Raw genomic sequence first — 20,302 nt, 5'->3', positions numbered from 1 at the left:
CCGGGCGACGGCGTCGCACGCAAGGGCCAGGAGGGCATGACAACTGCAAGCTCAGCCTCACGGGGTCGTGGTGGGCGTGTACGTCAGCCGGTCCACCGGGAGCGGGAAGGTCTGGTCGTCACCGAACGGCGACGGGGCGGCCGGGCGGTCGCTGATGAGCTCGGACACGTTGAGGTGGCCCTCCTTGATCGAGGACTCCCGGCCCGGCTTCTGGGTGGCCACGCCCTGCTGGACGGCCGTTCCCGGCATCTTGTCGTTCGCCCCCACAGCTCACTCCCCTTGGTCGTCGTCGGCCCGGCCACACCGGCGGGGCCTGCGCCAATCGTCCCATGGCGGCTAGCTTTGAATGCGATGGCCACCGCATTCGCCGACCAGCTCCGGTCCCTGTCCGACGACGCCCTGGGCGCGCTCATCCAGCTGCGCCCGGATCTCGTCGTGCCCGTGCCGTCCGACATCTCCGCGCTGGCGGTGCGTGCCCAGTCCCGGGGCTCGGTGGCCCGCTGCCTGGACATGCTGGACGAGTTCACCTTGGCCGTGCTGGACGCGGCGCGGCTCAGCCGGTCCGAGGAGACGGCGTCGACGTCCGTGGCGGAGATTCTGGCGCTCACCTCGGGCGCCGCCGAGGACGACGACGTGCGGGTCGCGGTGGGCCGGCTGCGAGCCCGCTTCCTGCTGCACGGGCCCGAGGACGCGATGCATGTGGTCGGCGCGGTCGACGAGGTGACGTCGCCCTACCCGGCGGGCCTCGGCCGGCCCGCCGACTACCTCGACGCCCAGGCCGCCGCGCTCTGCGCCGACCGGGCGAAGCTCCGGCGTACGGTGCTCGCCGCGCCCGCCGGCGCCCGGGCGGTGCTGGACCGGCTCGCCGCGGGTCCGCCGGTCGGGGCGCTGAGCTCCGGCGGCGGCGTGGCCGAGCCGGTGCGCTGGCTGATCGACAACCACGTCCTCGTCCCGGTGTCCGAGGCCGGGCGGGCGCCGCGCGCCGACGGTGAGCTGGTGGAGCTGCCTCGTGAGGTCGGTCTCCTGCTGCGCCGCGAGAGCGGCCCGCTGGGCGGGCTGCGGCCGTTCCCACCGGTCCCGGAGGGTCCCGTCCGGGATGCGAAGTCCGTGGACTCGGCCGGCGCCGGTCAGGTCATGGAGGCGGTCCGCAGCGCCGAGGCGCTGCTCGATGCGCTGGCGGCCGAGCCCGCCGCGGTGCTGAAGGCCGGCGGTCTCGGCGTACGCGACCACAAGCGTCTCGCCCGCACGGCCGGCCTGGACGAGGCCTCGGCGGCCCTGCTGCTCGAGGTCCTGCACGCCGCGGGCCTCATGGGCGAGGCGGACGTGGCGGGCACCGGCCGCGGGGTGACGACCAGCCGGGCCACGGGCGCCGCCGACGAGATCTTCCTGCCCACCGGCTCGTACGACCTCTGGCGCGCGCTCAGCATCGCCCGGCGCTGGGAGGCCCTGGCCGATGCGTGGCTGGCGATGACCCGTCAGCCCAGCCTGGTCGGTCAGCGCGACGACCGCGACCGGCCCATCACCGTGCTCGCCCCGGACGCCGAACGGGCCGGGGCTCCGCAGGCGCGCCGGGAGGTGCTGACCGCGCTGGCGGACCTGCCGGCCGGCACGGCACCGAAGCCGGAGGACGTGCTCGCGCTGCTGGCCTGGCAGGCGCCCCGGCGGGCCCGCGGCCGGGAGCAGGCGCACCGTGACGCGCTCGCCGGGGCTGCCACGCTGGGCTTGACCGGGCTGGGGGCGCTGACCTCGTACGGCCGCCTGCTGCACGCCGGCGACGACCACGACGACCACGACCCGCTGGGCGCCGGCCCCGACGGCGAGCGCGCGCCCGGCACGTCCGACGCCGTACGCGCCCTCGACGGCCTCCTGCCCGCCCCGGTCGACCACGTGCTGGTGCAGGCGGACCTGTCGGTCGTGGTGCCGGGGCCGCCCGAGCCCGAGCTGGCGGCCGAGCTGGAGGTCGTGGCCGAGCTGGAGTCGGCGGGCGGCGCGAGCGTGCACCGGGTGACCGCCGCGAGCGTCCGGCGCGCCCTCGACATCGGGTACGCCGCCACCGACCTGCACGCCCTGTTCCGCCGCCGGTCCCGGACCCCGGTGCCCCAGGCGCTGACCTATCTGATCGACGACGCGGCCCGCAAGCACGGGGGCCTGCGCGCGGGCTCGGCCGGTTCGTATCTGCGCAGCGACGACGAGGCGCTGGTCGCGGAGGTGCTGGCGGACAAGCGCCTGAGCACTCTCGCGCTGCGCCGGCTCGCACCGACCGTCCTGGTCAGCCCGTTGCAGCTGCCGCGGCTGCTCGGCGCGCTGCGGGACGCCGGGTTCGCGCCGGTCGCGGAGGATGCCGCCGGTGCCGCTGTGCTGAGCCGGCCGAAGGTTCGCCGCGCTGCCAGCCGTACCCCCGTCTCGGTGCGCATGGCCGAGCCGGCCGGACCCCCGATGCTGGCGGGGCCGCGACTGGCCGGGGTGGTCGAGCAGATCCGCCGCGGTGACATCGCCACCCGCGCCGCCCGCCGCGCGCCGGTCAGCGTGCGGGCCGCCAACGGCCAGAGCGTGCCCGGCCTGACCTCGGTGCAGGCCCATTCGCAGGCCATGGCGGTGCTGCAGCAGGCGGTCCGGGACAAGGCCCGGGTCTGGGTCGGGTACGTGGACGCGCACGGCGCGACGCTGTCGCGGCTGGTCCGCCCGGTCTCGCTCAGCGCCGGTTACCTGCGCGCCGAGGACGAGCGGACCGAGACGTTGCACACGTTCGCGCTGCACCGGGTGACCGCCGCGGTCCTGGAGGACTGATCGCCGGGACCGCGCGCCCCCGTTAGCCGCGCGCGATCCGTCAGGTTCCGCCGAAGCGTTGCACACGGGATCAAGCCCGGCCGGTACGCGCGCAGCCGTGTCAGACTGGAGGGTCTTCTCTCGTTCGTGGAAGGGCTTCTTGGTGAGCGGCGGACCCCTGATCGTGCAGTCCGACAAGACCCTGTTGCTGGAGGTCGACCACCCCGACGCCCAGGCGTGCCGGATGGCGATCGCCCCGTTCGCGGAGCTGGAGCGCTCACCCGAGCACGTGCACACCTACCGCCTCACGCCGCTCGGACTGTGGAACGCGCGCGCCGCCGGCCACGACGCCGAGGGGGTGGTGGACGCGCTGATCAAGTTCTCCCGCTACCCGGTGCCGCACGCGCTGCTGGTCGACGTGGCCGAGACCATGGACCGGTACGGCCGCCTCCAGCTGGTCAACGACCCGACGCACGGGCTGGTCCTGCGCGGCCTCGACAAGATCGTGCTGATCGAGGTGGCCAAGAGCAAGAAGCTCGCCGGCATGCTGGGCGCCCGCATCGACGACGAGACGATCGTGGTGCACCCCTCCGAGCGCGGCCGGCTCAAGCAGGCGCTGCTCAAGCTCGGCTGGCCCGCCGAGGACCTCGCCGGGTACGTGGACGGCGAGGCGCACGAGATCATCCTCGCCGAGGACGGGTGGACGCTGCGGTCGTACCAGCAGGAGGCCGTGGAGGGCTTCTGGGCCGGCGGCTCCGGCGTGGTGGTGCTGCCCTGCGGCGCCGGCAAGACGCTGGTCGGCGCGGCCGCGATGGCCACGGCGAAGGCGACCACGCTGATCCTGGTGACGAACACGGTCGCCGGCCGGCAGTGGAAGCGGGAGCTGATCGCGCGGACGTCGCTGACCGAGGAGGAGATCGGCGAGTACTCGGGCGAACGCAAGGAGATCCGCCCGGTCACCATCGCGACGTACCAGGTGCTCACCTCGCGGCGCGGCGGCGCGTTCACCCACCTCGATCTGTTCGGCGCCCGCGACTGGGGCCTGGTCATCTACGACGAGGTGCACCTGCTGCCGGCCCCGATCTTCCGCTTCACCGCCGACCTGCAGGCCCGCCGCCGCCTCGGGCTGACCGCGACGCTGGTCCGCGAGGACGGCCGCGAGGGCGACGTGTTCTCGCTGATCGGGCCCAAGCGCTACGACGCGCCGTGGAAGGACATCGAGGCGCAGGGCTGGATCGCCCCGGCCGAGTGCGTCGAGGTCCGGGTGACGCTGACGGACGCCGAGCGCATGGCGTACGCGGTGACCGACGCCGAGGAGCGCTACCGGGTCGCCGCGACCGCCCGCACGAAGCTGCCCGTGGTCCGCGCGCTGGTGGACAAGCACGCGGGCGAGCAGACGCTGGTGATCGGCGGCTACATCGACCAGCTGCACGAGCTGGGCGAATACCTCGACGCCCCGATCGTGCAGGGCTCCACCACCAACAAGGAGCGCGAGCGGCTCTTCGACGAGTTCCGCGCCGGCTCCCTGCGGACGCTCGTCATCTCGAAGGTCGGCAACTTCAGCATCGACCTGCCGGAGGCGGCGGTGGCGATCCAGGTGTCCGGCACGTTCGGCTCGCGCCAGGAGGAGGCCCAGCGCCTCGGCCGCGTGCTGCGCCCGAAGGCCGACGGCCGCCAGGCGCACTTCTACACCGTGGTGTCCCGCGACACGATCGACACCGAGTACGCGGCCCACCGCCAGCGGTTCCTCGCGGAGCAGGGGTACGCGTACACGATCGTCGACGCGGACGACGTGCTCGGGCCGCCCCTGCCGCAGGTGGATTAGGCCCCTACTCGGTCGGGAGCGGCACGGGCGGGACCGGCGGCAGGTCCACCGGGTCCGGCGCCTCCACGGACACTGCCGCCGGCGCCTCGTCCACGCTGCTGGTCTGCAGCAGGAACGCCCCGGCGAGGCAGCCGAACATGACGACGACCGCGAAGGCGATGGCGGCCCCGACGGCCGCGCGCACCCAGGCGCGTGATGACGGCTCCCGGCGCGGCGGCGGGGGCGCGAAGGGCGGCCCACCGACGAACGGTGGCGGGGGTGCGTCCGACCACGGCCGCCCGCCGGGGCCGCTCGGGAAGAGGTGGCCGCCGCCCGGCGGGAAGGGCCCGGGACGCTCGCGGAGCAGGTCGTCCGGCGGCGGCACCACCGCTGCGGAGAACGACGGCGGCGCATATGCCTGCACCGGCGCGGCCGAGGCCGGTTTCGGCGCGGGCGGGGTTTGCAGCGGCGCGGGCGAGGCCGGCCGGGCGCCGGCCGCGCCGAAGAGTTCCTCGCTGCCGAGCGCGGCGGTCCGCTCGGCCCGCCCGGTGAAGCGCGCGGACGCGGCAACCGTCAGGGTCCCGCTCGCGGCCCGCGGCGCCGCACCCGCCGGTGCCAGCTCCACGGTCGGCTCCGGGAGCCCGGCCTCCTCGTACGCCGCGGCGGCCACGACCTCGGGGCTGCCCAGCCGCTCGAGCACGACGAGCAGCTCGGTCTCGGACGTGACACCCCGCTCGGCGCGCTCGTTCACGATGTGCGCCTCGAGGTCGCCGAGCAGTTCCCGGCGTTGCAGGACGGGCAGGCCGCCCAGGCGTTGCTCCAGTTCGCGCAGGTACTCGGCGACGACCTCGTCGCATCTGTCGCTGCTCATGCCCCACCGGTCCCTACGAGACGGTCGACGGTCTGTCGAAACGACACCCATTCCGTGCGGAAGTGCTCCAGCGCCGACCGGCCGTCGTCGGTGAGGGCGTAGTAGCGCCGTGGCGGCCCCGACGGCGACTCGCTCCACTTGCTGTCGAGCCAGCCGATGCGGCGCAGCCGGGACAGCAGCGGGTAGATGGTGCCCTCCGAGGCGGCGAGGCCGCGTTCATCGCCGAAGCGGCGGACGATCTCGGTACCGTACCGGTCCTCGTGCTCGACCATCGCGAGCACACAGAACTCGAGGGTCCCGCGCCGCAGGCTTGTCGAGAGCTGCGCGACGTCTGCCATGCGGCACACGGTACCTTGCGTCGCAAGGTACCTCAAGAGAGCGGTACCGGCGGCCCGCCGGCCAGCAGATCGGCGAGCAGATCGCCGTGGTTCTCCACCCGCTCGAGCACCTCCGCGGCGCCGAGCTGCCGCGCCGGCTCCTCGCCGAGCGCCATCGCCGACACCTCGTCCCACGTCAAGGGCGCGGACGCGGTCGGCTCCGCCTGCGCCCGCAGCGAATACGGCGCCACGGTCGTCTTAGCGGCCGCGTTCTGGCTCCAGTCGATGAACACTTTTCCGGGCCGGATCGCCTTCGCCATCTTCGCCGTGATCGAGCCAGGAACCCGCGCCGACAGCTCTTCGGCGATCCTCTTGGCGTACCCGGAAACGGTTTCGGAATCCTGAACCCCCGCGATCGGCACGCAGAGCTGCATGCCTTTCTTGCCGGAGGTCTTCGGGTACGCGCTCAGCCCGTCCTCGGCGAGCCGGTCCCGCATCAGCATCGCCACGGCGCAGCATTCCCGCAGTCCCGCCGGGGCGCCCGGGTCGAGATCAACGACCATCAGATCGGGGTGCTCGCCGATCCTCCACTGCGGCGTGTGCAATTCCAGCGACGCCAGGTTCGCCACCCACACGAGCGTCGCCAGCTCGTCCACTACCACGAAGTCGATGGTTTCCCGTGATTTGGTCGACCCCGGTACGGGCAGCGTCTCCAGCCGTACCCAGGAAGGAGTTCCGCCCGGCGCGTTCTTCTCGAAGAAATGCGTGCCGTCGACGCCGTTGGGGTAGCGGATCCGGGTCAGCGCCCGGTCGCGCAGATGCGGCAGCAGCACCGGCGCGATCCGCGTGTAGTAATCGATGACCTCACCCTTGGTGTACCCCGCCTCCGGGTACATGAGCTTGTCCAAATTCGACAGTTCGAGGTCGCGGCCCTCGATCTGCACGGCGAAGCGCTCAGCCGCCATCGTCGTCCTCCACGCATTCCGCCGGCGTCTTGTCGGGGCGCAGCCGCAGGAAACGCGGGAAACGCAGCCGTCCGTCCGGCGTACGGTTCCCGTAGCGCACCTCGACCACCAGGTCGGGATTCACCCAGTGGGCCCCGCGCGCATCCTCGCGCGGCACGGCCCCCGGCGCGAACGGCGATTCGCGCGTGGCCAGCGGTTCGAGCACGGACAGGAGCTCGCGTTCCGCCGCTGCGCCGATCCCGCCGCCGACCCGGCCCCGGAAGAGCATCCGTCCGTCCGGCCCGGGCACGCCCACGAGCAGGCCGCCCAGCTTGCGCGCCCCGGACCGCCACCCGCCGATGACGTAGTCGCCGGTGCGGTCGAACTTCACCTTGATCCAGTCGGGCGACCGCAGCCCCGGCAGGTACGGCGTCCCCAGCCGCTTGGCGACCACGCCTTCGAGGCTGTTCTCCCGGGCTGCCGCCGCCGTCGCCGCGCCGTCGGGAAAGGCCGGGGGAACCATCCTCGGCCCGGGACCCAGGTCCAGCCGCTCGAGGCGGGCGCGGCGCTCCTCGTACGGCAGGTCCAGCAGCCAGGCGCCGTCGTACCGGAGCAGGTCGAAGATCATGTACGTGGCCGGCAGCGTCACGGCCAGCCGGGCCGCCTTCCCGGTGTCCCGCACGTGCATGCGCTCGGCCAGCGACGTGAACGAGGGCCGCCCGGCCGCGTCGAGCACGACCATCTCGCCGTCCAGCACCGAGTCCGGTGGCAGCGAGAGCGCGGCGAGCTCCGGGTAGGCCAGGGTCACCGACGCGCCGGAGCGGGCCCACAGCTGCGGCGGCCCACCGTCGAAGGACGCCAGGACGCGCACGCCGTCCCACTTGAACTCGTAGCTCCACCCCGCGCCGGCCGGCAGCGGCCCCGCGGTCGCGAGCATGGGAGACAGGGGCGCGCCCGGCACCTGATCACCATAGGCAGGAGCGAACACCTTACGCAGGCGTCTCAGTAATGCCATCCTTGATCGAAGCGCAGCTCACGGGGGTAGGAGGCGAGTATGCGAGCGATCTGGAAAGGCGCGGTCTCGTTCGGCCTGGTGTCGATCGCCGTCAAGCTGTACTCGGCCACCGAGGAGAAGGACATCCGGTTCCACCAGGTGCACCGCACCGACGGCGGCCGGATCAAGTACCAGCGCACGTGCTCGATCGACGGCGAGGTGGTCAGCTACGACGACATCGCCAAGGGGTACGACATCGGCGGCGGCGAAATGGTCATCCTGACCGACGAGGACTTCGCCGACCTGCCGCTCACCACCTCCCGGGCGATCGACGTGCTGCAGTTCGTCCCGGCGGACCAGATCGACCCGCTGCTGTTCGCCAAGTCGTATTACCTCGAGCCCGAGGGCCAGGCCGCCAAGCCGTACGTGCTGCTGCGCGACGCGCTCACCGAGGCCGACCGGGTGGCGATCGTCAAGATCGCGCTGCGCCAGCGGGAGCAGCTCGCGACCCTGCGCGTCCACGACGACGTGCTCGTCCTCAACACCATGCTGTGGCCCGACGAGGTACGCACCCCCGACTTCGGCTTCCTCGACGACGACATCGAGACCCGGCCGGCCGAGCTGGCCATGGCGAGCTCCCTGATCGACTCGATGGCCGGCAGCTTCAAACCCGACGAGTTCACCGACAACTACCGGGCCGCGCTGCAGGAGGTCATCGACGCCAAGGTCGAGGGCCGCGAGATCGTGGCCCCCGAGGAGACCGAGGAGGCCCCGGCCGCCGCGGTCGACCTGATGGCGGCGCTCAAGGCGTCCGTCGAGCGGGCCAAGGCAGCCCGCGGCGAGGCGCCCGATTCCGCCGGCGCCACCTCGATCAAGAAGGCGGCCCCGGCGAAGAAGACCGCCGCCAAGAAGACCACCGCCGCAAAGAAAACCACTCCCGCCAAGAAGGCGGCGAAGAAGGCCTCCTGACTACTCTGGTCCCGTGGCATTGACGTGGGCTGAGTCTTATCTGGGCCGGGTACGCACCAGCGTCGGCGACGCGGACACCCTGCTGTTCGTGGGAGCGCGGGGGGTCATCCTCGACGAGCAGGGACGCCTGCTGCTGATCCAGCGCTCCGACAACCACCGCTGGGCGATCCCGGCGGGCGCCATGGAGCTCGGCGAGAGCATGGAGGAATGCGCGGTCCGGGAGGTGTGGGAGGAGACCGGGCTGCGGGCCACCTCGCTGACCCCGTTCGCGTTCTACAGCGCGTACACGTACACCAACGAGTGGGGTCACACGTACCAGCAGATCCTCATGTCCTTCCGGATCCACGCCTGGGAGGGTGAACTGCAGACGGTGACGGAGGAGTCGGTCGACGCCGGTTTCTTCCCGCTCGACGCGCTGCCCGGCCCCAAGTCGATGGTCATCGACGAGACGCTGGCCGACCTCCGGGCCTTCGAGTCCACCGGGCGCATGGTCCTGAAATAGGCTCGCCCGCGCCGGACGCCCCGGGGCAGGATGCGGTCGTGACCGACCGGCCCCGGCGGCGGCTGGGGCTCGACCTCACCCCGCTGCGCACCTCCCGCGACTTCCGCCTCGTGTTCTTCGGCGGCGCGGTGTCCGGCGTCGGGTCGTTCATCACGTACGTCACGATCCCCTATCAGGTCGCCCGGCTCACCGACGATCCGCTCATGGTGGGGCTGCTGGGCGTCTGTGAGCTCGTACCGCTGCTTTTCATGGCCTTCGTGGGCGGCGCGCTCGCCGACTTCCTGGACCGCCGCCTGCTGGTCCGCGGGGGCGAGTTCGCCCTCGCCGCGCTCTGCGGCGTCCTGCTGCTCAACTCGCTCTCCGACCGCCCGCACCTGTGGCTGCTCTTCCTGATCGCGGCCCTGACCGCCACGGTCGACGGCGTCCAGCGGCCCGCCCTCGAGGCGATGGTCCCCCGCCTGGTGCGGCCCGAGGAGCTGCCGGCCACGATGGCCCTGCGGTCGCTGGGCATGCAGGTGGCCCAGCTCGGCGGCCCGGCCCTGGCCGGCGTGCTGATCGCGTCGGTCGACCTCGCCCTGGTGTACGCGTTCGACCTCGTCACGTTCGCGGTTTCGGTGACCTGCCTGACGCTCGTGAAAGCGGTGCCACCGCCACCCGACGCGGACCGGCCGTCGCTGCGCTCGGTGGTCACCGGCCTGCGGTACGCCCGCAGCCGCCAGGAGTTGCTGGGCACGTACCTGGTCGACATCAACGCCATGTTCTTCGGCATGCCCCAGGCGCTCTACCCGTTCCTGGCTACGCAGCTCGGCGGCCCGCGCGTGCTCGGCCTGCTCTACGCGGCGCCCGCGGCCGGCTCCCTGCTCGCCACGCTCGCCTCGGGCTGGACCGGCCGGGTGCACCGCCACGGCCTCATGGTGATCATCGCGGCCGCGCTCTGGGGCGTCGGCATCGTCGGCGCCGGGTTGTCCGACATGCTGTGGCTGACATTGTTCTGCCTGGCCTTCGCGGGCGCCGCGGACATGATCTCCGGCATCTTCCGCATGGTGATCTGGTCCCAGACCATCCCGGACCACCTGCGCGGCCGGCTCGCCGGCATCGAGATGCTGTCCTACACGACCGGCCCGCTGCTGGGGCAGCTCCGTTCCGGCCTGATGGCCCGCGGCCGGCTGGGCGTCACCGGTTCCATCTGGGTGGGCGGCGTGCTGTGCATCATCGGTACGGGGGCCCTGGCGCTGGCCCTGCCGAAGTTCGTGCGGTACGACGCCCGGGAGCACCTCGCGCGGACCGCCGGCTCCTGACTCAGCCGCCGAACAGCCCCGCGGGGATCCGGATGCCAGGACGGGCCAGCACCTCGGCCATCGACAACTCGCCCCGGCAGAACTCCTGGAACGCGCGCCAGCCGAGCGAGGTCCGCATCGCCGTGTGCATGAGCCGCGCATGCCGCTCGAACACCCGCAGCAGCCGTCGCCCCGCCGCCATCTCCGGCGCGAGGTGCCGCTCGACCAGTGTCTCGTATCCGGCCAGCCCGTCCGGGGCGTCCGCGCGGGCGGCCACCTCGCCGGCCCACGTGCCGGAGCGCAGCGCGTAGCTGATCCCCTCGCGGGTCCACGGTTCCAGCAGGCCGGCGGCGTCACCGACCACAACGACCCGCCCCTTGCGCAGCGGCGAACCGGCGTTGCGGCACCGGGTCAGATGCCCGGAGTCGCGGACGACCCGACGGTCCTGCAGGCCCAGCTGGGCGAGGAACTGCGAAAGGTATTGCTTGGTCTCCGCGCCTTTGCCCTTCGCCATGATGACGCCGACGGTCAGCTCGTCGCCCTTGGGGAAGACCCACCCGTACGAGCCCGGCACCGGGCCCCAGTCGAGCACGACGCGACCCCGGTACGCGACCCCGGTACGCGGCCCGGTCCGCGGCCGTGGCGGCCACCTCGACCTCCAGCCCCAGATCCTGCTGGTCGAACGTCACCCCGACATACCGGGAACTGATCGCGGCCGAGCCGTCGGCGCCGATGACCGTACGGGCCCGCACGACCTCACCGTCGGCCAGCACGACCGTGGCCGCCGCGTCGTCCTGGTCGATCGCGCGGACCTGGGCGTTCTGCCGTACGTGCGCCCCGGCGGCCACCGCCGCCTTGTACCAGGCGAAGTCGAAGTCGTCGCGCCGCACCATCGTCAGCAGCGGGCGCTGCGGCGACCGGCGGGTGAACGCCCGCCGCCCGCGGTCGGTGAAGGTGACGGCGGTGATCGTGTCACGGGCCGGCACGGTCAGCCGCGGCCCGGCGATCCCGAGGGACGTGCCGATCAGCCCGCCCCCGCAGGTCTTGTAGCGCGGGTGCTCCGCGCGCTCCAGCACGATCGTCCGGGCCCCGGCCGACGCCGCCGCATGGGCCGCCGCCAGGCCTCCCGGACCACCACCCACCACGGCCACGTCCCACTCCGCCACCACGGGCGCGAGTCTATCGATCGGCGCTGTGTACATCCGTACACTGGATATGTACGCTCGTACACATGACCGGCCCCAGCATGCGCGAGCGGATGCTCGCGGGAGAGCTCTACATCGCCGACGACCCTGAGCTGTTCCGCGACATGGAACGGGCCACCTCGCTGCGGCACCGCATCAACACGATGGACCCCACGGACCGCACCACGCAGCGATCCCTGTTCACCGAGCTGCTCGGCGCGTACGGCCAGGACAGCGAGATCCGGCCACCCTTCCACTGCGACTACGGCTACCAGACGTTCATCGGCGCCCGCACCTTCGCCAACTTCGGTTTGCTCTGCCTCGACGTCGCCCGCATCACCATCGGCGACGACGTCCAGATCGGCCCCAACGTGCAGCTGCTCACCCCGACACACCCGGTCGCGGCCGGCCCGCGCCGGGACAAGTGGGAGGCGGCCCTGCCGATCACCATCGGCGACAACGTCTGGCTCGGCGGCGGCGTCATCGTCCTGCCCGGCGTCACCATCGGCGACAACACGGTGGTCGGCGCCGGCGCGGTGGTCACCCGCGACCTCCCGGCGAACGTCGTGGCGGTCGGCAACCCGGCCCGCGTGATCCGCGAGGTCGAGCCGTGACCGCCCGCGGGCTGCGCGGCCTTGGCGGGCTGCGCGGCCTTGGCGGGCTGCGCGGCCTTGGCGGGCTGCGCGGCCTTGGCGGGCTGCGCGGCCTTCGGAGGGCCGAGCCGTGACCGCCCCGTCGCGGCCGGTGCGGCGGCACGATCCGGACCGGCGGTCCCGGATCATCGACGTCACGGTCGAGATCATCGCCGAGTGCGGGATCGCCCACACCACCCACCGGCGGATCGCGGCCGCCGCGGACGTGCCGCTGGGGTCGCTGACCTATCACTTCAAAGGCCTCGACGACCTGCTCGCGCAGGCCTTCCGCCGGCATGCGGAACGCATGTCCCGCGCCTACGAGGCGGCCTTCGACGACGTACGCACCCGCGACGACTTCGTCGAGGCCGTCACGAACCTGATCCACAGCGACGCGGACGCCGACCCGCACGACTGGGCCGTGGCGTACGAGCTGTACCTCGCTGCGCTGCGCGACCCGGCCCTGCGCGAGGTCACGGAGTCCTGGATGCACACCAGCCGCGCGGTCCTCGAACGCTTCATCGACCCGACCACCGCCCGGGGCGTCGACGCCCTCATCGAAGGCCTGGTCATGCACAAGGTCCTCGCCACCACCCGAGGCGCCACCCGCGCCGAGACCCGCGACATCATCAGCCGCCTCGTACCCGCGGAAGCAGGATCATGACCACCCTCACGCGCCCCGCACCCGCGTCGGCGACAGCCGCGGCCCGGGCCGTCTACATCGCCTTCATCGGCGCGGGCGTCGCCATGGCGTCGTGGGCCACGCGCATCCCCCAGGTACGCGACGGGCTCGGCCTCACCCCGTCCCGCCTCGGCATGGTGCTACTCGCCATCGCCACCGGCTCGATCATCTCGCTGGTGCTGGCCGGCCAAATCGTCGCCCGCTTCGGCTCGCGCCGCACGGTGGTCGCCATGGCGGCGCTGCTCGCGCTGGCGGTGACGACGGTCGCGCTCGGTTACCCGTACGGCGTCCCGCCCGTCGTCGTGGGGCTCTTCTTCTTCGGCTTCGCCAACGGCGCCTGGGACGTCGCCATGAACGTCCAGGGCGCGGTGGTGGAACGCCGCCTCGGCAAAGCGATCATGCCCCGCTTCCACGCGGGTTACAGCGTCGGAACGGTGGCCGGCGCCGGAGTGGGCGCGGCGGCGGTCGCCCTGCACATCTCGGTGACCGTCCACTTGATCGTCGCGGCCCTGCTGATCGCGGCGGCGGTCATCGTCTCCGTACGCAGCTTCGTCCCGGACGACCACGACGTGCCGGAACCGGCATCGGCACCCCACAGCGCCGCTGCCGCTCCGGGCTCTTCCGCCGGTACTTCAGCGGGTTCCGCTCCCGGTTCCCCGGGCGGTGGGCGCCGCACGAGCGCCCTGACCGCCTGGCGCGAGCCCCGTACTCTGCTCATCGGCCTCTTCGTCCTGGCTTTCGCCTTCGCGGAGGGCGCTGGCATCGACTGGATCAGCGTCGCCATGATCGACGACTACGGCACGGCCGCGACCACCGGCACGCTCGCCTTCGCGCTCTTCATGACCGCGATGACCGTCGGCCGCTGGTTCGGCCCGCCGCTGCTCGACCGCTACGGCCGCGTCGCGGTGCTTCGCGCCCTGGCCGTCCTCAGCCTCACCGGCCTGCTCATCTTCGTGTTCGGCCCGAACACCGCGACCGCCTTCGCCGGCGCCCTGCTGTGGGGCCTCGGCGCCTCCCTCGGCTTCCCGGTCGGCATGAGCGCCGCAGCGGACGACCCGACCCGAGCGGCGCCCCGGGTCAGTGTGGTCGCCTCCATCGGCTACTGCGCGTTCCTCGGCGGCCCGCCGCTGGTCGGCTTCCTCGGCGATCACATCACCGTCCTGAAAGCCCTGACAGCGGTGGCGATGGTCCTGGCCGTGGCCACCTCCATCGCCGGCGCCATCCGCCCGCTCCCCTCCCCGGACTCCACCCCCGTCGAGCCCCACACCGACGACCCCGCAACAGCCCGGAACGCCGGGTAGGTCAGCAAGCCGGCAAGCCGCCGGCCCGGGCAGCGGCCCGGAGGACCGGACCGGATGGCTTGCCGGCGCGGGCCCGACCAGCGGTCCGCGGCATGCCGGTCGACCCGACTACGACAGCGACACCAGGACAACCCTCACCGCATCACCGACAGCCGGTCGTCGCGAGCGCTCGCGCCCGTGGCCCGATACAAATCCCGACCTCCCCACCGTGATGGAACACCTCCCGGTTGAGGTGCAGCACAAGCGTGGCCATCGGCTCCGCGGCGAAGAAGGCTCCCTTCGGCCCCAGTTGCCGCAGCAGCCCGTCCTCGTCGAGGCCGGCCACCCCGTCACGCCACCATCGGTACGAGCGCTCGAGCAGCTCCACGCCCTCGGAGGCCGTACCGGGCAACCGAGCGGGCCAATGTCGGCGGTCGAACATGTCGGCGTCCTCGGGCACACTGCCGGCCCCGAAGAACGTGCTGGCGCGCTTACGCAAGATGCCCACGGCGTCGCCGGGCGGTCGCGGCCACCGGCGGCGGATCCGGCTCCAAGGTTCCGGGCAGCACCGACAGTGACCCCGACACCGCCTCAGCGCAGGTCGAATTCACCGCTCCTGACGGCGTCGCAGAAGGCGTGCCATTCGTCGGCGGAGAATCGGAGCGGTTCGGCTTCGGGTTGCTTGGAGTCCCGGATCAGGTAGTCGCCGCCGGCCCGGGCGACCTCCACACAGGTGCCGTTGCTGCAGCGGCTGCTTCTGTGCCAGATCGGTTGTTCCGTCCAATTTGCCATATGACGCACCTCCGTGACGGTTCCCCGCTCCACGGTAGGCGACGGCGGCCAGATGCGGCAGAAAGACAGCAGTGAGTGAACCGCGACGAAGGAGCGATTCGCGGCTTATTCACCTATATATGCGGTGTATTTGTACACTCCGCGCACGGTTTGACGCGTCTTCCATGCGCGGAGCGGCTCACGCGAGACTCAGAACTGGAATTCGCCTGCTTGTACGCCTTCGACGAAGGCGACCCACTCCTCCTTCGTGAACGACAGAGCCGGAGCCTCGGGCTGCTTCGAGTCGCGGATCAGGTACGTGTCGTCCCCGACCCTCGCCACTTCGACACAGGTACCGTTCGCGCACTTGCTGCTCTTACGCCATGCGGGCATGGTGACGCTGTCCATCGTTCGCCTTTCACAGGGCCGCCCGCGTGGACACATATCGTCACGAGTCCACACGGACTCATGATTTATCGGTGGTGTTCTCGGAGGCGGCCTGTGCCGGCCGCTCCCAGATCGATGATGCGCTTCTGGATGAAATCGATCGTGTCGGACTCATCGAGAGCCTCTTCCCACACCAGGTCGTACCGATCCTTGTGGCGCCTGGTGGTGGCCTTGTCCTCGATCACTTCGTCGGTCAGGCCGTTCTCGTGATAGAGGAGCATGCCTTCCTTGTCGTGTGGATCAAGAGAAAGCAAATCGAAGGACGCGTTGTTGGTCACGGGAGCGTCGAGGGTGAACGGCACCATCCGCAGCCGGATGGCCCCTTCGCTCGCCAGCCGGTGCAACTCCTGCAACTGTGCGGTGATCACAGCCACGCCGCCGACGGGGCGCATGAGGACCGACTCGTCCAACAGCACGAACAGTTCAACGGAGCCGACGCGGGAAAGTAGCGCTTCCCCGCGTTGCCGGCGCGCTCCGAGCAGGGCCTTGATCCGCGTCTCGGACATCTCGTCGGTCCAGAGACGCATGAGGGCCGCCGCGTATTCCGGCAGCTGCAGCGGCCCGGGGATGAAGTAGATCGAGAAATAGCGGATGGCCGTCGCGACGGCCTCGAATTCGATCAGTTTGCGATAGGACTCGCTGAGCACGTCCTTGTAGGGCGGCTTCTGGTACCAGGCCTGCCGCTGCCGGATCCGGGCCACCCGGGCGTCGACCAGCAGACTGCTGATGACGTCCTTGTCCTTGACCTTCAGGAAGGCCAGCAAGGGCCGCAGGTCGTTCGGGGCGATGGTGACCTCGCCGCTCTCGATCCGGATGACCTTGCTGAGCGACCATTCCATCTCGTCGGCCACCTGCTGCTGCGTCAGGCCGGCCGCCTCTCGTGCCTCGCGCAGCGCCAATCGCACGCGCCGACGCGCGACCGTTGGCGAGACAGCCTCAGCCATGGCTCCTTCATCGTCGAAGTGGATGCCCCGGTGACCGATCAACGTGCGACCTCGCTGTCTGCCAAGACGCAATCAGCGAGGTCGCGCGCCACTCTACTCATCGTCTTATCAGACGGCACTTGCACACGCACTCTGTTCTCGAAAAGAGACCTGTGACATTCCGGAAACTATCGGTTAGACAGTCGCGAGAGGACCCGCCGACCGGACGGCACCGGAGTCCTCGATGGCGCGTCGCAGCGCACGCGTCACCTGGTTGAAAACGCGCAGGTCAGCTGAGGCATACAGGGTCACGGCCAAGCCGCGGTACGTCGCCGTGAGACGCCAGCGGCGGGCGGCGCGCTGCCGCAGCGAAACCGTGACGACCATGCCGACGACAAGGGCGACGGCAGCCGCCGTGAAGCCGACGGCCGCTCCTGCGAGACCCCAACTTGCAGCCGTTAGGGTGACGAGCCCGGCCGCTGTCACGAGCATGCCGGCGAGCTGGGAGTTGGCGACTTCCCCTCGGACCAGTCCGACGTCGCGCAGGTCGGCGACAGCGAAGATCCGGTTGGCGGTGGCGGTACGCCACACGAAGTGTTCGTCGGTGAGCAGAGCGTCGGGGCCACGGTAGTAGACACGCATTGCGAACTCCCTTCCATGCTCCTCCGCGAGGGGAAAGGGTGCCGTGACACGGCTCGAAGATGTTTCCCGCCTCGCTGGGACCGGACCGTTCGCCAGTGGTGACAACGGCACCCGGTTGCCGCCGAGTGCCGCCTGATCCCCCCTGACGTTCCGCCGTGTCCTTCTATCAGAAGTAGAACATAGCCATCATCCTGATCGCCATAACTCAAAGTGCCATGTTGCAGATTGCGAGCAGGCAGCCTCAGAGAGGGCCGTTCGGCTCGTAGGCGGACCGGAGCCGGCCGTCTTCGATCGCCCGGCGCAGACCACGGGCGACCTGCTGAAACACACGGTCGTCGGCCGATTCGTAGAGGTGGACGGTCGCGCCGCGGTAATCGGCTTGGAGGATCCACGGCCGCGGCCGAGCTCGTCGCGCCCGGACTGCCAGGGTGCCGGCGGCCGCCGCGGATCCCGCCAGGCCCACGAGGGCGTACAGGACCGGGATCGCACCCATGGACAATGCGGCTCCCGCCAGCACCGCCACTCCGCTGATGGCGTACGGGAAAGGCGAGCTGCCTGCCTGTGCCCGGCTGATTCCGACGTTGCGTAGCTCGCCCACCGAGTAGGACTTCGCCCCGCCGGGTGCGTGGTGGACGAAGTAGTCGCCGGTCACCGTCGCGTCGGGCCCACGGTAATAGAGGCGCATGCGATCACCCCTTTCCTGCTCCCAGCCGAAGCGAGGAGAGGAAAGGCGAGCCGTCATTGGCGCAGGGAGGATCCCCGCCTCGCTCGTACGTCACTCCGCACGGGCACTTGAAGGCGACAACGGCACCCGGTTGCCGCCGGGTGCCGTTGCTGTCTCTTCCTCGGCTCCGCTGTCCTCAGTACAGCACGCCACCGCGCTGTTCGCCACACATCAACTTGCCATATCGCAGATTGCGTACCGGCGGGCTCGGCCGTCAGCGGGCCAGCAGGACCAGGAGCAGGGCGATCGCAGCCGGGACGACCTGCACGAACAGGATCCGGCGGGTAGCCGTCGCCGCGCCGTAGATTCCGGCCACGACGACACAGCACAGGAAGAACACCTGGAACGCGAGGCTGTCCGAGATGAGACCATAGAACAGGCCGGCCGCCAGGAAGCCGTTGTACAGGCCCTGGTTCGCGGCCAGGGTGGCGCTCTGCGCCGCGAACTCGACAGTGGTACCGAACGTGGCCCGCACCCGATCCGTCCGCCAGAGGAACATCTCAAGGACGAGAATGTAGACGTGGATGAGGGCCACGACGCCCACCATGATCTGCGCAGCCAACTCCATGCGGCACACCTTATCGATCAAGGGATATCGACGGCCGTAACCGTCGTCACCACGCGTTTCGCCGTTCGGGACGCCGGGTAGGGCCACAGACGATCGAGCCGCACATACCGGACCACCGAGTACGAACGACCTGGGGAGGGTGAGCACCATGGAGAGCCGACTGAGAATCGCCGGCCAGGCGGTGCAACCCGTCCTCGTGATGTTCCCGCTGGGACTTTTCTCGATGGCCGTACTCTTCGATGTCGCCGATCTGCTCGGCGGCCCCGAGATTCTCGGCGCACTCGCGTACTGGAACATCGTCGCCGGCCTGGTGGGCGGCATGCTGGCCGCTCTCGCCGGAGCGATCGACCTGATGTTCGTGCCGAACGGCACGCCCGCGAAGCGGATCGGGGTCCTGCAGAGCCTCGCCAACATGGGCGTCCTCATTCTTTTCGCGGTGATCCTCATGCTGCGTATGCGCACCCCGGACCGCGTGGCCGGCGGCGGCCTCCTCGCCGTCGAGATGCTCGCCCTGGCCGGCGCGGTCTTCGGCGCCTGGTACGGCGGCGAACTCGTGAATCGCCGCGCGGCCGCGTTTGCCCGCGCCCGCGCCGGGAACCGCTCCTACTGACGGAGCAACAGCGCCGCGCGAAAGGGGAATCGACAATGGCCACCTCGATCACAGGTAAGCGGGTCGCGTTCCTCGCGACCGACGGCGTCGAGGAAGTGGAGTACACCGAGCCCCGCAAAGCCGTCGAATCAGCAGGCGGAACGGCGGAGCTCGTCTCCATCAAGAGCGGTGACATCCAGGCCGTGAACCACATGGACAAGGCCGGCACGTACCCGGTGGAAAAGCAGGTGAAAGAGGCCGACGCCGAGCCCTCGTCCTGCCGGGCGGCGTGGCCAATCCGGATTTCCTGCGCACCGACCCGGATGCGGTCCGTTTCGTCCGCTCGTTCTTCACCGCCGGCAAACCGGTCGCCGCGATCTGCCACGGCCCCTGGACCCTCGTCGAAGCGGGCGTCGTCGACGGCCGCACGCTGACCAGCTGGCCGAGCCTGCGCACCGACCTCGCCAACGCCGGCGCCACGTGGGTCGACGAAGAGGTCTACGTCGACCAGGGCCTGGTCACCAGCCGCAACCCCGACGACCTTCCCGCCTTCTGCGCCAAGATGCTCGAGGAAATCGCCGAGGGCGCCCACGAGAAGCAAACCGCCTGACAAATTCACAAGTACGGACACAGCAAGCTCAAGTGGCGCACGGACGAAGGTCCGTGCGCCACCGGCTTGCCGAGCGACCGCCGGGCTGAACCCCAGATCTGGCGGCCACGCCCTAGGGTCGTGCGCATGACTGACGCTGTCGTGATTCCCGGCGGTTGGTTCGGACCGTACGCTCCCCTGCTGATGTATTCCGGCGACGTGGCGGAACAGCGCGGCGCGACAGTTCATCGGCACTCGTGGACCCGGGAGTTCCCGAACCCGGACCGGCCGGAGATCGAGGGCTGGGTCAGCGATGAGATCGCACCGCTGCTCGACACCATCGGCGGCCGCCCGCTGCTGATCGGCAAATCGCTCGGCTCGAACGCGGCAACGACCGCCGCCCGGAGAAGCCTGCCCGCCGTATGGCTCACGCCCCTGCTCACCCTGCCGTGGGTGGCTAATGCGCTGAGCCGTGCGACCGCGCCTTTTCTGCTCGTCGGTGGCACCGCCGACGAGGTCTGGAACGGTGATCTGGCCCGCAGGCTGTCGCCCCACGTGCTGGAGGTGGAGGGCGCAAATCACGGCATGTACGTACCCGGCCCGATCACCGATTCGATCGCGGTGCTCAGTCGCGTCGTGACCGCCGTGGAGGAATTCCTCGACGCCATCGGCTGGCCGGGCGAGACGTCCGCCACGTCGTCGCCAGCGCCTGGATCGATGGCGAGCACGTCAAGGTAGAAACTCACGGGAACATGTTCCCCACAGAGATCGCCCCTCGGGCCACCGGAACCGGCTTTCCGCAGTGAGCCACCCACAAAACCAAGGTC

22 protein-coding genes and 2 pseudogenes are annotated in these 20,302 nt (G+C 70.9%); 11 read left to right on the top strand and 13 right to left on the bottom strand.

Going from position 1 to position 20,302, the window contains the following annotated elements:
- Positions 1-57 precede the first annotated feature (57 nt).
- A complete protein-coding gene (locus tag AB0K03_RS10180; protein ID WP_364682748.1) occupies positions 58-267 on the bottom strand; it encodes a hypothetical protein in 210 nt (69 codons plus the stop codon).
- An 84-nt stretch (positions 268-351) separates the two neighbouring features.
- Here AB0K03_RS10180 and AB0K03_RS10175 point away from each other — a divergent pair, with 84 nt between their 5' ends.
- Positions 352-2,787, top strand: a complete 2,436-nt coding sequence (locus tag AB0K03_RS10175; protein WP_364682746.1) for a helicase-associated domain-containing protein — start codon at positions 352-354, stop codon at positions 2,785-2,787.
- A 142-nt stretch (positions 2,788-2,929) separates the two neighbouring features.
- A complete protein-coding gene (locus AB0K03_RS10170) occupies positions 2,930-4,591 on the top strand; it encodes a DNA repair helicase XPB (RefSeq protein WP_364682744.1) in 1,662 nt (553 codons plus the stop codon).
- Positions 4,592-4,595: 4 nt separating this feature from the next.
- On the opposite strand, the gene AB0K03_RS10165 is transcribed toward AB0K03_RS10170, so the two are convergent.
- Genes AB0K03_RS10165 through ligD (AB0K03_RS10150) form a run of 4 tightly spaced genes read right to left on the bottom strand, consistent with a single transcriptional unit; the run spans position 4,596 to position 7,663 of the window.
- Complete coding sequence (locus tag AB0K03_RS10165; protein WP_364682740.1) at positions 4,596-5,441, bottom strand: HAAS signaling domain-containing protein; 846 nt, start codon at positions 5,439-5,441, stop codon at positions 4,596-4,598.
- Entirely contained in the window at positions 5,438-5,779 is a 342-nt protein-coding gene (locus AB0K03_RS10160) for a PadR family transcriptional regulator (RefSeq protein WP_199517008.1), read from the bottom strand. The genes AB0K03_RS10165 and AB0K03_RS10160 overlap by 4 nt, the downstream gene beginning before the upstream one ends.
- A 32-nt stretch (positions 5,780-5,811) precedes the next feature.
- Positions 5,812-6,723: a non-homologous end-joining DNA ligase gene (gene ligD, locus AB0K03_RS10155; protein ID WP_364682738.1), complete on the bottom strand. Its 912-nt coding sequence runs from the start codon at positions 6,721-6,723 to the stop codon at positions 5,812-5,814.
- Complete coding sequence (gene ligD / locus AB0K03_RS10150) at positions 6,713-7,663, bottom strand: non-homologous end-joining DNA ligase (protein ID WP_364682737.1); 951 nt, start codon at positions 7,661-7,663, stop codon at positions 6,713-6,715. Before ligD (AB0K03_RS10150) ends, ligD (AB0K03_RS10155) begins: the two co-directional genes overlap by 11 nt.
- A gap of 93 nt (positions 7,664-7,756) precedes the next feature.
- Between ligD (AB0K03_RS10150) and AB0K03_RS10145 the strand changes: the two genes are divergently transcribed.
- From AB0K03_RS10145 to AB0K03_RS10135, 3 genes are read left to right on the top strand one after another with little or no spacing between them, the layout of a single operon-like run.
- Positions 7,757-8,665, top strand: a complete 909-nt coding sequence (locus AB0K03_RS10145; protein ID WP_364682735.1) for a Ku protein — start codon at positions 7,757-7,759, stop codon at positions 8,663-8,665.
- A gap of 13 nt (positions 8,666-8,678) precedes the next feature.
- Positions 8,679-9,167 carry an NUDIX domain-containing protein gene (locus AB0K03_RS10140; RefSeq protein ID WP_364682733.1) on the top strand — a complete coding sequence of 163 codons (489 nt, stop codon included), beginning with the start codon at positions 8,679-8,681 and terminating at the stop codon, positions 9,165-9,167.
- Between the two features lie 38 nt (positions 9,168-9,205).
- The gene (locus tag AB0K03_RS10135) at positions 9,206-10,465 is read left to right on the top strand and encodes an MFS transporter (protein ID WP_364682731.1); all 1,260 of its coding nucleotides are present in this window, start codon (positions 9,206-9,208) and stop codon (positions 10,463-10,465) included.
- Position 10,466: 1 nt separating this feature from the next.
- Here AB0K03_RS10135 and AB0K03_RS10130 read toward each other — a convergent pair.
- A pseudogene (locus tag AB0K03_RS10130) lies at positions 10,467-11,646 on the bottom strand (geranylgeranyl reductase family protein).
- Positions 11,647-11,675: 29 nt separating this feature from the next.
- Here AB0K03_RS10130 and AB0K03_RS10125 point away from each other — a divergent pair.
- The 3 genes from AB0K03_RS10125 (at position 11,676) to AB0K03_RS10115 (ending at position 14,243) form a co-directional block, all read left to right on the top strand.
- A complete protein-coding gene (locus AB0K03_RS10125) occupies positions 11,676-12,242 on the top strand; it encodes a sugar O-acetyltransferase (RefSeq protein WP_364682729.1) in 567 nt (188 codons plus the stop codon).
- Between the two features lie 109 nt (positions 12,243-12,351).
- Positions 12,352-12,924 carry a TetR family transcriptional regulator gene (locus AB0K03_RS10120; protein ID WP_364682727.1) on the top strand — a complete coding sequence of 191 codons (573 nt, stop codon included), beginning with the start codon at positions 12,352-12,354 and terminating at the stop codon, positions 12,922-12,924.
- Positions 12,921-14,243, top strand: a complete 1,323-nt coding sequence (locus AB0K03_RS10115; RefSeq protein WP_364682725.1) for an MFS transporter — start codon at positions 12,921-12,923, stop codon at positions 14,241-14,243. The genes AB0K03_RS10120 and AB0K03_RS10115 overlap by 4 nt, the downstream gene beginning before the upstream one ends.
- Positions 14,244-14,385: 142 nt before the next feature.
- Here the strand turns inward: AB0K03_RS10115 and AB0K03_RS10110 are convergent, their stop codons facing one another.
- The 7 genes from AB0K03_RS10110 to AB0K03_RS10080 all read right to left on the bottom strand — a co-directional run bounded on the left by AB0K03_RS10110 (position 14,386) and on the right by AB0K03_RS10080 (position 18,297).
- Positions 14,386-14,730, bottom strand: coding sequence for a DinB family protein (locus tag AB0K03_RS10110; protein WP_364682723.1), 345 nt, complete (start codon positions 14,728-14,730; stop codon positions 14,386-14,388).
- 83 nt (positions 14,731-14,813) lie between these two features.
- Entirely contained in the window at positions 14,814-15,014 is a 201-nt protein-coding gene (locus AB0K03_RS10105) for a DUF397 domain-containing protein (RefSeq protein ID WP_364682721.1), read from the bottom strand.
- A 189-nt stretch (positions 15,015-15,203) separates the two neighbouring features.
- The gene (locus AB0K03_RS10100) at positions 15,204-15,401 is read right to left on the bottom strand and encodes a DUF397 domain-containing protein (RefSeq protein ID WP_364682719.1); all 198 of its coding nucleotides are present in this window, start codon (positions 15,399-15,401) and stop codon (positions 15,204-15,206) included.
- A gap of 65 nt (positions 15,402-15,466) precedes the next feature.
- Positions 15,467-16,384, bottom strand: a complete 918-nt coding sequence (locus AB0K03_RS10095; protein ID WP_364682717.1) for a helix-turn-helix transcriptional regulator — start codon at positions 16,382-16,384, stop codon at positions 15,467-15,469.
- A 174-nt stretch (positions 16,385-16,558) separates the two neighbouring features.
- Complete coding sequence (locus AB0K03_RS10090; RefSeq protein WP_364682715.1) at positions 16,559-17,005, bottom strand: DUF6232 family protein; 447 nt, start codon at positions 17,003-17,005, stop codon at positions 16,559-16,561.
- Between the two features lie 241 nt (positions 17,006-17,246).
- On the bottom strand, positions 17,247-17,690 hold the full coding sequence (locus AB0K03_RS10085) for a DUF6232 family protein (RefSeq protein ID WP_364682713.1): 444 nt from the start codon (positions 17,688-17,690) through the stop codon (positions 17,247-17,249).
- Between the two features lie 253 nt (positions 17,691-17,943).
- Complete coding sequence (locus AB0K03_RS10080; RefSeq protein WP_364682711.1) at positions 17,944-18,297, bottom strand: DUF1304 domain-containing protein; 354 nt, start codon at positions 18,295-18,297, stop codon at positions 17,944-17,946.
- A 148-nt stretch (positions 18,298-18,445) separates the two neighbouring features.
- Here AB0K03_RS10080 and AB0K03_RS10075 point away from each other — a divergent pair, with 148 nt between their 5' ends.
- The 3 genes and pseudogenes from AB0K03_RS10075 (at position 18,446) to AB0K03_RS10065 (ending at position 20,213) form a co-directional block, all read left to right on the top strand.
- Positions 18,446-18,907, top strand: a complete 462-nt coding sequence (locus AB0K03_RS10075) for a DUF2231 domain-containing protein (protein WP_364682709.1) — start codon at positions 18,446-18,448, stop codon at positions 18,905-18,907.
- Between the two features lie 35 nt (positions 18,908-18,942).
- A pseudogene (locus tag AB0K03_RS10070) lies at positions 18,943-19,496 on the top strand (type 1 glutamine amidotransferase domain-containing protein).
- A gap of 126 nt (positions 19,497-19,622) precedes the next feature.
- On the top strand, positions 19,623-20,213 hold the full coding sequence (locus AB0K03_RS10065) for an alpha/beta hydrolase (RefSeq protein ID WP_364682708.1): 591 nt from the start codon (positions 19,623-19,625) through the stop codon (positions 20,211-20,213).
- Positions 20,214-20,302 lie beyond the last annotated feature (89 nt).

Source organism: Actinoplanes sp. NPDC049316, assembly GCF_040677315.1.
GTDB lineage: Bacteria > Actinomycetota > Actinomycetes > Mycobacteriales > Micromonosporaceae > Actinoplanes.
The sequence above is the reverse complement of the archived record's forward strand: the minus strand, read 5'-3'. Positions and strand labels throughout refer to the sequence as shown.